6 protein-coding genes are annotated in these 9,595 nt (G+C 73.5%); 1 reads left to right on the plus strand and 5 read right to left on the minus strand.

Annotated elements, in window-relative coordinates; genetic code table 11:
- Nucleotides 1–43: 43 nt before the first annotated feature.
- Nucleotides 44–3,361, plus strand: coding sequence for a bifunctional lysylphosphatidylglycerol synthetase/lysine--tRNA ligase LysX (gene lysX / locus STRNI_RS06050; protein ID WP_277410710.1), 3,318 nt, complete (start codon nt 44–46; stop codon nt 3,359–3,361).
- A 117-nt stretch (nt 3,362–3,478) separates the two neighbouring features.
- On the opposite strand, the gene STRNI_RS06060 is transcribed toward lysX, so the two are convergent.
- From STRNI_RS06060 to STRNI_RS06080, 5 genes are all read right to left on the minus strand, one after another.
- A complete protein-coding gene (locus tag STRNI_RS06060) occupies nt 3,479–4,630 on the minus strand; it encodes an alkaline phosphatase family protein (RefSeq protein WP_338149717.1) in 1,152 nt (383 codons plus the stop codon).
- An 86-nt stretch (nt 4,631–4,716) separates the two neighbouring features.
- Entirely contained in the window at nt 4,717–5,640 is a 924-nt protein-coding gene (locus tag STRNI_RS06065; protein WP_277410711.1) for a galactokinase, read from the minus strand.
- Nucleotides 5,637–7,499: a class I SAM-dependent methyltransferase gene (locus STRNI_RS06070; RefSeq protein ID WP_277410712.1), complete on the minus strand. Its 1,863-nt coding sequence runs from the start codon at nt 7,497–7,499 to the stop codon at nt 5,637–5,639. Before STRNI_RS06070 ends, STRNI_RS06065 begins: the two co-directional genes overlap by 4 nt.
- 5 nt (nt 7,500–7,504) lie before the next feature.
- Complete coding sequence (locus tag STRNI_RS06075; RefSeq protein WP_277413201.1) at nt 7,505–8,776, minus strand: glycosyltransferase; 1,272 nt, start codon at nt 8,774–8,776, stop codon at nt 7,505–7,507.
- A 2-nt stretch (nt 8,777–8,778) separates the two neighbouring features.
- The gene (locus STRNI_RS06080) at nt 8,779–9,588 is read right to left on the minus strand and encodes an alpha/beta fold hydrolase (RefSeq protein WP_109894659.1); all 810 of its coding nucleotides are present in this window, start codon (nt 9,586–9,588) and stop codon (nt 8,779–8,781) included.
- Between the last annotated feature and the right edge of the window lie 7 nt (nt 9,589–9,595).

A 9,595-nucleotide genomic window follows, 5' to 3' on the forward strand; every position in this document is an offset into this window, starting at 1 on the left:
CCGTGTCGAGCAGCTGACCCCTTTCAGAGCCTAATGTGACGGAATGAGCACCGTGCAGGACCAGGATCAACTCACGGGGTGGCGGCGCTTCCGGCGCCGTGTCCCCAATGGCTTCGCCATCATCTTCAGCGTATTGGGGCTCTTTTGTGCCCTGACGGCGCTGATCGGGCCGCTCCGGCGCGGACTCCACCCGGTGATCTACTGGCTGGACACCCTCACCATCCCGGTGGCACCGAACTTCGCCTATGCGGCGTTCCTCTTCCTCCTGGGCGCGGCGATGACCGCCCGGAAACGCGTGGCGCTGTGGTTCGTGGTGGCCTACATGGTGCTGGTCACCCTGGCCGACGCGCTCTTCCTGGCCCACGGGTACTGGGAGTTCGCGTTCTCGCTGGTGCTGTGTGCGGCGGCGCTGGTGCTGCTGCTCGTCTCGCACCGCGAGTTCTACGCGATCACCCGGCGGGGCGCGTTCCTGCGCGCGATCCTGGTGCTGGCCGGCGGACTCGTGGCCGCGGTGCTGATCGGCTGGGGACTGGTGTCGCTGGCCCCCGGCACGCTGGAGCCCGGCGCCGCCAACCGGCTGCTGTGGACGGCCAACCGCGTCTGCGGCGGGCTGGTCGGCGGTCATATCGTCGAGGGCCATCCGCCGCACTGGATCAGCGCCGTCCTCGGCCTGCTCGGTGCGCTGGCACTGCTCAACGCCGCGGCCACGCTGTTCCGTTCGCAGCGGATGGAGGCCGCGCTGCACGGCGACGAGGAGGCCCGCATCCGGGCACTGCTCGACCGCTACGGCAGCCAGGACTCGCTCGGCTACTTCGCCAGCCGCCGCGACAAGGCCGTGGTCTTCTCCCCCAGCGGCAAGGCCGCCGTCACCTACCGCGTCGAGGCCGGTGTCTGTCTGGCCAGTGGTGACCCGGTCGGTGACCGGGAGGCGTGGACGCAGGCCATCGAGGCATGGCTGGAGGTCGCCGGCCGGTACGGCTGGCAGCCCGCCGTCATGGGTGCGAGCGAGAGCGGCGCCAAGGCGTTCGCCCGCAGCGGCCTCGGGGCGCTGCAGCTCGGCGACGAGGCGATCCTGCATGTGAAGGACTTCGACCTGGACGGCCGGGAGATGCGGGTCACCCGCCAGGCCGTCAACCGCGTCGAGCGGACCGGTGCGACCTTCCGCGTGCGGCGCCACTCCGCGCTCACCGACGAGGAGATGCAGGAAGTCATCCACCGGGCCGACGCCTGGCGGGACACCGAGACCGAACGCGGCTTCTCGATGGCGCTGGACCGGCTGGGCGACCCGGAGGACGGGGAGTGCCTGCTGGCCGAGGCGTTCGACGGCGACGGCAACATGATCGCGCTGCTGTCCTTCGTGCCGTGGGGCAAGGACGGCATCTCGCTGGACGTCATGCGCCGTGACCGCTCCGCGCCCAACGGCGTCATGGAGTTCATGGTGGCCCGGCTGTGCGCCCAGGCGGGCTCGATGGGCGTACGGCGGATCTCGCTCAACTTCGCGGTGTTCCGGTCCGCCTTCGAGGAGGGCGCCCGGATCGGTGCCGGTCCGGTGCTGAAGTTCTGGCGCCGACTGCTGCTGTTCTTCTCCAAGTGGTGGCAGCTGGAGGCGCTCTACCGCTCCAACGCGAAGTACAACCCGGAGTGGTATCCGCGGTTCCTGTGCTACGCGGACGCCGGTGCGCTGGCCCGTATCGGTCTGGCCTCCGGTATCGCCGAGGGCTTCGTGGCCGTGCCGAGCCTGGGCAAACTGTGGGGCAAGGGGCACAAGAAGCGGGTGCTGGCCCCGGCCAGCACCGCGGGCCTGCCGTCGCTGGACGAACTCGGCCTGGTGCAGACCGCCCCGGCCACCGAGGAGGAGCGCCACGAGCAGGAGCTGGCCGCGCTGCCCGAGCAGGTGCGGGTGCGCCACCGCAAGCTGGAGCGGCTGCGGGAGGCCGGCACCGACCCGTATCCGGTGGGCGTGCAGCGGACGCACACCCTCGGTCAGGTCCGCGACGAGTATCCGGACCTGACGCCCGGCACGCGCAGCGGCAAGTCCGTCAGCGTCGCCGGACGGGTGCTGCTCACCCGTGACCACGGCGGAGTGCTCTTCGCGGTGCTGCGCGACTGGTCGGGCGATCTCCAGGTCGCGCTGACCCGGGACGGCAGCGGCAAGGAGCTGCTGGACCGCTTCGGCTCGGACATCGACCTCGGTGACCATGTCGAGGCGGAGGGCGAGGTCGGCACCAGCGACCGCGGTGAACTGACCTTGTTCGTCACCCGGTGGCGGCTGACCGCCAAGTGCCTGCGGCCGCTGCCCGACAAGCGGCGCGGTCTGTCCGACCCGGAGGCCAAGGTCCGCCAGCGGTATGTGGACCTGGTCGTCTCGACGGACGCGCGGGAGAACGTACGGGCGCGCAGCACGGCCGTGCAGGCGCTGCGCCAGGGGCTGATCGACCGGGGTTACCTGGAGGTCGAGACGCCGATGCTGCAGCAGATCCACGGCGGCGCCAACGCCCGCCCGTTCCACACCCATATCAACGCCTACGACCTCGATCTGTATCTGCGGATCGCGCCGGAGCTGTATCTCAAGCGGCTGTGCGTGGGCGGTATGGAGAAGGTCTTCGAGATGGGGCGGACGTTCCGCAACGAGGGCATCTCCTACAAGCACAACCCCGAGTTCACGATGCTGGAGGCGTACCAGGCGTTCGCCGACTACGACGTGATGCTCGATCTGACCCGGGAGCTGATCCAGGGCGCGGCGATCGCCGCGTTCGGCACCGCCACCGCCCGTAAGGCGGATGCGAGCGGCCGCCTGGTGGAGCACGACATCTCGGGTATCTGGCCGGTCAAGACGGTCTACGGCGCGATCTCCGAGGCACTCGGCGAGGAGGTCGACGCGGACACCGCGCCGGACCGGCTGCGCCGGCTGTGCCATGCCTCGGCGGTGCCGGTGAAGCCGGAGATGGGCCGCGGCGACATCGTGCTGGAGATGTATGAGCGCCTGGTGGAGGAGAAGACCCAGCTCCCGACGTTCTACAAGGACTTCCCCACCGATGTCTCGCCGCTGACCCGGCAGCACCGCAAGGACCCGCGGCTGGCCGAGCGCTGGGACCTGGTCGCGTTCGGCACCGAGCTGGGCACCGCCTACTCGGAGCTGACCGACCCGGTCGAGCAGCGCCGGCGGCTCACCGCGCAGTCGCTGCTGGCGGCCGGCGGTGACCCGGAGGCGATGGAGCTGGACGAGGACTTCCTGCAGGCCCTTGAGTACGCGATGCCGCCGACCGGTGGTCTGGGCATCGGCGTGGACCGGCTGGTGATGTTCCTGACGGGTCTGTCGATCCGCGAGACCCTGCCGTTCCCGCTGGTGCGGCGCCGCTGACGGCGGTCGCCCCCGAGCAGCACCGTCTCGCCCGTCGCGGCGGGCGAGAGACCACAGGCCACCCTTGCGGGGGTGGCCTGTGGCGTGTGCGGGTGCCTCCCCGGGCCGGTCCGCCGGTCAGAACCAGTTGACGGTGAGCGGGAAGTCGCCGGTGGCGGTGGCGCCCGAGGAGTCGGTGGCGGTGACGGTGACCGGGAAGGTGCCGGTCTGCCAGGGCCTGCCGCCGATCCGGCCGCTCGCGGCGTCGAGGGTCAGGCCCAGCGGCAGGCCGGTGGCGTCGTAGGTGAGCGGGGGCTTGCCGCCGGTGGCGGCCAGTTGGACGGTGCAGCCCTGGCCGAAGCGGCAGGTCTGCGGACCGGGGGTGGTGAGCTCGATTTCGTCGCCGGGCGGCTCGGTGCCTCCGGTGTCGAACACCGCGGTGACGGGGGTGGCGGTGGCGGCATTGCCCGCGTGGCCGGTGCCGTACATGTCCTCGAAGGTCCGCAGCAGGCTGAAGTGGTTGTAGGCGCCGCCCACCGTGCCCTGCTTGACGTGGGCTCCATGGAAGACGGTCGCGATCCGGTTGGAGCCGAGGTAGTTGTCCTCGTCCCAGGTCACCATCAGCAGGCTGTTGTGGTCCTTGGCCCACCGGGCGTAGGAGTCGAGGTTGTTCTTGAGCCAGGTGTCGCCGCTGCCGACGGAACAGTCGTGCATGTCGTTGCACATGTCCGGGATGACGAAGGACAGCGTCGGCAGCTTGGTGAAGTCGTCCTTGGGGAACTGGGCGAAGGTCTTGCCGGTGGTCACCGGGACGTTCTTGAAGGCGAACCAGGGGTTGTGCTTCTGCGCGTACCGGCCGCTGGAGCAGGTCGTGGAGCCCTCGCTCGGCAGACCCTCGTTGTAGCTGGCGAAGGTCTTGCCGGCCGCGATCAGCTCCTGGGCGAGGTTGGGCGCGGACAACGACTGCGCGGTGTAGCAGCCGTCGCCGGTGACGCCCTGGGTGGCGCCGGAGAAGAGGTTGAAGTAGTTCGGCTGGCTGGGGTGGGTCAGGGCCTTCATGCCGGTCAGTCCGGCGCCGGTCTGGGCGAGCTGGTTGAGGTAGGGGGCCTGGGAGTTGCCGATGATCTCGCCGTACTGCTTGTTCTCGAAGACCACGATCACGACATGGTCGTAGGACGGCAGCGCGGACCGCACGGTCCGCGCGTCCGCCGCGGAGGCGACGGCGAGCAGGCCGAGCGTGCCGAGTAGCGCGACGAGCGCTCTGCGCAGGTGGATCGCTGGTCGTTTCATCAGGTGTCAGCTCCTTGTCCGAGGGGGTGTGGGCCCGGTGGGGGGCGGGCCCAGTCGGGGGGTGCGGAGCAGGTGGGTGCCGGGTGTCAGTCCTCGCGTCGGGCCGCGTCCGCGACGGCGATCCGCAGAAAGCGCGGTACGGGCAGTTCACAGCGGCGGCAGGCGTCGGCGACCGCGGCCCGGACCGCGGCGCGCCGGTCGGGCGGCATCAGCAGCAGCACGCTGCGGCCCGGCCGCCGTCCCGGCCATGAGGCGGACCAGGCACCGGCGCGCAGGGCGTCGTGGACCGCGGTGGCGAGGCCGGTGGCCGTGGCCGCTGGGTCGCCGGCGGAGCGGCGGGCGGTCACCAGGAGCAGGCTCGGTTCCGGTCCGCCGTCCGGGGCGCGCAGCGGCTGATGGCTGCCGTCGGGCGCGAGCAGCCGGCCGGTCCGGGCGAAGAGCACGGCCCGGCGCAGCGCGTCGTCGCCGGGCACGGCGGTGGTCAGCAGACGCGCCAGCTGTGCGCGGTGCGGCGGGCAGCCGCCCCCGTCGGCGTGCAGGGACGCGACCGCCAGCGCGGCCGCACACTCCAGCGGCTCGGCGACGGACAGCCCCACGGCGTCCGGCAAGGTGACGTCCACCTGCAGATCGGCGCCGCCCCTGCCGATTCCGGCGGCGGCGAGAGCGCGCAGCGCGGCGTACGGGCGGGCCGCCCAGTCGGGGGCGCGGCCGGCCGGTCCGGTCAGCGGGAGTTCGGCGGTCTCGGCCGGGTGCTGGTGCGAGCCGCAGCGCAGCATTCCGTCGTCGCGCGGGGCGACGGCCGCGGCGACATGCCAGTTGGCCGCCGCGACCCAGCCGGTCCGGGGCGCCGTACCGGTGCGGCGCGGGGCGGGGGGCGCGGTGAGCCGGAAGGCGTACGGTGCCCGCCAGACCGCTTCGGGCAGGCGGTGGTAGGCCGTCGCGAAGCCATGGGCGAGCAGCCGCAGCAGGGGGGCCGCCGTCGCGCGGCGGGCCAGGTCCACCGCGTTCATCCCAGCTCTTTGCGGGCGAGCAGCCGGTAGGCGTTGCCGCCGTCGGTGGCCCGCGCGAGCGCGGTGCGCAGGTTGTCGAGGGCGAGGGCGGCGGCGTAGCCGGGAACCGCCATGGCCTGTACGGCACTTCGGGCGGCGCGGCGGGTGCGGGTGGCGGGGATGGTGGCCCAGGGCGCCTGCGGGTCGGGGGTGAGCCGGTTGGCGGCGAGGGCGACGGCGCCGAGGAAGTCGGCGTTGTTCTGGTGGGCGGCGCCGTGCTGCTCGGCGAGGACGGTGAAGCCCCGGGCCGCCAGGGCCTGTTTGAGGTTTCCGGCCGGCATCAGGTGCTGGTGCTGGGGCTGGAACCAGGGCAGCCAGTAGGGGCCGAGCAGACGGCCGATGCGGGACTCGGGGTCGGGGAGCTCGATCAGCAGATGGCCGCCGGGGGCCAGGACCTTGACGGCCGCGTCGAGTTCGGCGAGGGGGTCCCGGGTGTGTTCGAGGTAGTGGTGCATGCTCACGGTGTCGTAGCGGCCGGCGAGCCGGTCGGCGAGATCGGGGAACTGGCCCTGGTAGGCGGTGGTGATCCAGCCCCGCTTTTCGGCCTCGTGGACCCCTTCGCCCATGTCCAGCCCGTCGAAGCGGGTGCCGGGCCAGACGGCGCGGGCGGCGTTGCAGAAGTGTCCCGCGGCGGTGCCGACATCGAGCCAGTTCCTGGGGGTGGTGAAGGGCCGGAGCAGCTCGGCGCGGTCGCGGTAGGTGGCGCTCATCCGGCCGAGGACCAGGGCGGCGCCCTCGCCGCCGAGGCCTTCGTAGAAGTCGCGGTAGTAGAAGTCGAGTCCGTCCGGGGTGAGCCGGGGGTTCTGGAAGACATGGCCGCAGTGGCGGCACTCCTCCAGGGTGAAGCGGCCGGGCTTGCCCTGGAGGAGGTCGGGCATCCGGACCCGTACGACGGGGTCGGGTGCCGAGCACCAGGGGCAGTCGGCGCGGCGGGGTTCGAAGAAGCGGTCGGTGCCGGCCGCGAGGTCGGCGGTGTACGCGGCGTGGCGTGCCGCGGTGCCGGCGGCCCGGGGCGGCTCGGCGGGCGGGGTGGCCAGGGTGCGCAGCGCGGCGGACAGGGAGCGCAGCGGACGGGACGCGGTGGCGCGGGCCAGGCCGGCGGGGCGCAGGCCACGGGCCGGGCTCAGCACGGCGGCGGGCTGCAGCCAGTACAGGGCGGCCGCCGCAGCGCCCCAACGCGGCTGCGAGAGCGCGCACTTGGCCAGCAGCGCCAGGCCTGCCAGCTGGGCGGCGGACAGGAGGGCAGGCGGGAGGCCCCGGGCGCGGAGCTCCTCGGCGCGCCGGGCGGGGTCGGGGTGCGGCGACCGCAGACCGGGGGCGATGGCCCAGCCGGTGGCGTCCGGGGCGTACTCCTTGAGGGTGCGGAGCAGGCGGATCAGGCCGGCCACCGAGGGCGGCGGCGCCTCGGTGTCGAGCCCGGCCCGCCGGTGGATCTCGTCGGCCACCAGCAGGGCGTGGCCCGCGCCGTGTCCCGGCGCGCACCGGTCCGTGCGGTGGGCCGCCGGGTCGAGCAGCCGGAGCAGACCGAGGACGCTCTCGGCGTCCAGATGGGCCGGGACCAGGTCCACGACGCGCAGTCCTTCGCGCGTGGCGTGGGCGACCGCGGCACGCAGGGTCGCCTCGTCGGCCACGACACCGGGCGCGGTGATCAGCTGCCAGCCGGGGAGCGGGGGCCGCGCGGGGTCGTACGGCCCGGCGGGGTCGAGCACCGGCAGCGCGGCGAGCCGGCGGCGGGCGCGTACGGTGCCCGCGCCCAGGGCCGTCACGGCGACGGCCGCCGCCCATCGCGTGCGGTGTCCCGAACGGTGCGCTCGCGTCATCTGGCTCACGGTCCCTTCTCGTTCTGGGTCGGGGCGGTGCCGGGTGCGGACGGGCCGGGGCGCGGTCCGGGCGGCAGTTTCTCCAGACGGTCGGCCGCGGTGGCGGCACCGCCCGCCGCGGCGAAGGACGCCTGGATGCGGCGGGCCGCACGGCGGTGGGCCGGGTCGTCCAGCACGGCGGTCAGGGCCTGGTGCAGTTCGTCCGTACGGGCCCGGCCGAAGCGCACCCGCACGCCCGCCCCGGCCTCGGCCACCTGGCGGGCGACGATCGGCTGGTCGTCGCGTACGGGTGCCACCACCAGCGGCAGCCCGTACGCGAGTGCCTCGCACACGGTGTTGTGGCCGCCGTGGCACAGCACCGCGTCGAGGTGCGGCAGCAGCCGGAGCTGGGGGACGTACTCCTGGTGCAGCATGTGCGGCGGAATGTCTCCGGCGAGGTCGGCCGGGGCGGCGAGGATCAGCTGCGCCCGGTCCGCGAGGGCGTCCGCGGCGCGGAGTACCGCGGGATAGAAGCGGGCGCCCGCCGCGCGGTTGAGGGTGCCCAGCGAGACGAGCACCCGTGCGCGCCCGGGGTCGAGCCGGCGCCACGGGAAGTCGCCGGCGGGCGGGCGGGCGCCGAAGGCGGGTCCAACGAAGGCGTAGTGCGGCGGATAGCGCCCCGCGAAGCCGTTTGCCGCGTCCTGTACGTGCGCCGCGGTCCGCTCGGGCCCGCCGTCACCGATGAGCGCGGGGGTGGAGAAGACCAGGACGAGGTGCGGGGAGAAGCGCGGGTCCCAGCCGCCGGGCGCACCGCACTCGGCGAGCAGTGCCGCGATGCGGAGGTTCACCCACTCCCCCACCTTCGGGAAGTCGTCGAACGGCCGGATGATCTCCGCCGAGGTGGTCGCCGAGGTCGCCCAGGGCAGACCGTGCCGGCGTGCCACCAGCGGTCCGGCGAGGGCCTGTTGGTCGCACACCATGACGTCGGGACGGAAGGTTTCGACGGCGGTGTGCACACCGGGCAGCATCGCGCGGGCGAGCGGGATGAGGGCCTCCGCCCACAGGAAGCGCAGGGCGGCGATGCCCCGCAGATCACGCCATCGCGCGCCGCCCAGGTCATGGCCGTCGTCCGCGTCCCGGTCCCCCGCCGGGTACAGCAGGGAGCCGGTGGGGAGCAGCGGCGCCAGGGCCGCGGAGGGACCGGTCCAGGCGACCTGGTGGCCACGCGCGGCGAGTTCGGCGGCGACGGCGAGGGTGGGGTTGACGTGCCCGGCCAGCGGCGGGACGACGAACAGCACTCTCATCGGGCCACCACCGCCCCGGCCGGTGCGCCGAGCCGGCCCAGCAGCGCGTCACACAGCCCCGCGGTGGCCTCGTTGAGCACGGTGTGCCCCACGCCGGGCAGCACGCACAGTTCACAGTCCGGCGCGTCCAGCGCCAACTGCCGTGCTCCTGGCAGGAGTTCGGAGTGCTGTCCGTAGACGGCGAGGACCGGGCAGCGCAGCCGGGCGAAGTCGCGGGAGGTGAAGGGCGTGCCCGCCGCGATGTCCTCGATGAGGGTGGTGTGGTTGAGCAGGGCGTCGGCGGCGGCGGTCAGCCGGGCCTCCTTGCGCCGCCCGAGCCCGGCCAACTGCTCGGCCAGCCCGCTGTGTTCGAGGCCGAGGGCCGCGACGGAGAGGGTGTCGGTCATGTCCTCGATCCAGTCGCCGGTCAGATGGGCGTCGATCAGGACGACGGAGGCGACGAGATCGGGCCGGACGAGGGCGGTGTGCAGTGCCAGGGCGCCGCCGTAACTGTTGCCGACCAGATGGACCGGGCGGCCGTCGAGGCCCAGGGAACCGAGCAGGGCGATCAGATCGGCCACCGAGGTGTCCCTGTCGTAGCCGGTGGGCGGGCGTTCACTGCGGCCGTGCCCGCGCTGGTCGTAGAGGAGCACCTCGTGCCCGGCGCGGGAGACGGGGCCCGCGAGGGTGCAGTAGAAGCTCGACAGGTTGTCCATCACCAGCCCGTGGAGGAAGACGACGGTGGGGCCGTCGGGCCGGGGGCCGCCACCGTGGCCCGGCAGCCGCTGGGTGTGCAGGCGCAGCCCGCCCGCGGGTGTGAGGGCCATGGCGCGG

The sequence above is a fragment of the Streptomyces nigrescens genome (assembly GCF_027626975.1).
GTDB lineage: Bacteria > Actinomycetota > Actinomycetes > Streptomycetales > Streptomycetaceae > Streptomyces > Streptomyces nigrescens.

Bases quoted from the DNA above. Each gene is read 5' to 3' on its own strand.
- lysX (WP_277410710.1), top strand. From the start codon at position 44: ATGAGCACCGTGCAGGACCAGGATCAACTCACGGGGTGGCGGCGCTTC.
- STRNI_RS06060 (WP_338149717.1), bottom strand. From the start codon at position 4,630: ATGAAACGACCAGCGATCCACCTGCGCAGAGCGCTCGTCGCGCTACTC.
- STRNI_RS06065 (WP_277410711.1), bottom strand. From the start codon at position 5,640: ATGAACGCGGTGGACCTGGCCCGCCGCGCGACGGCGGCCCCCCTGCTG.
- STRNI_RS06070 (WP_277410712.1), bottom strand. From the start codon at position 7,499: ATGACGCGAGCGCACCGTTCGGGACACCGCACGCGATGGGCGGCGGCC.
- STRNI_RS06080 (WP_109894659.1), bottom strand. From the start codon at position 9,588: ATGGCCCTCACACCCGCGGGCGGGCTGCGCCTGCACACCCAGCGGCTG.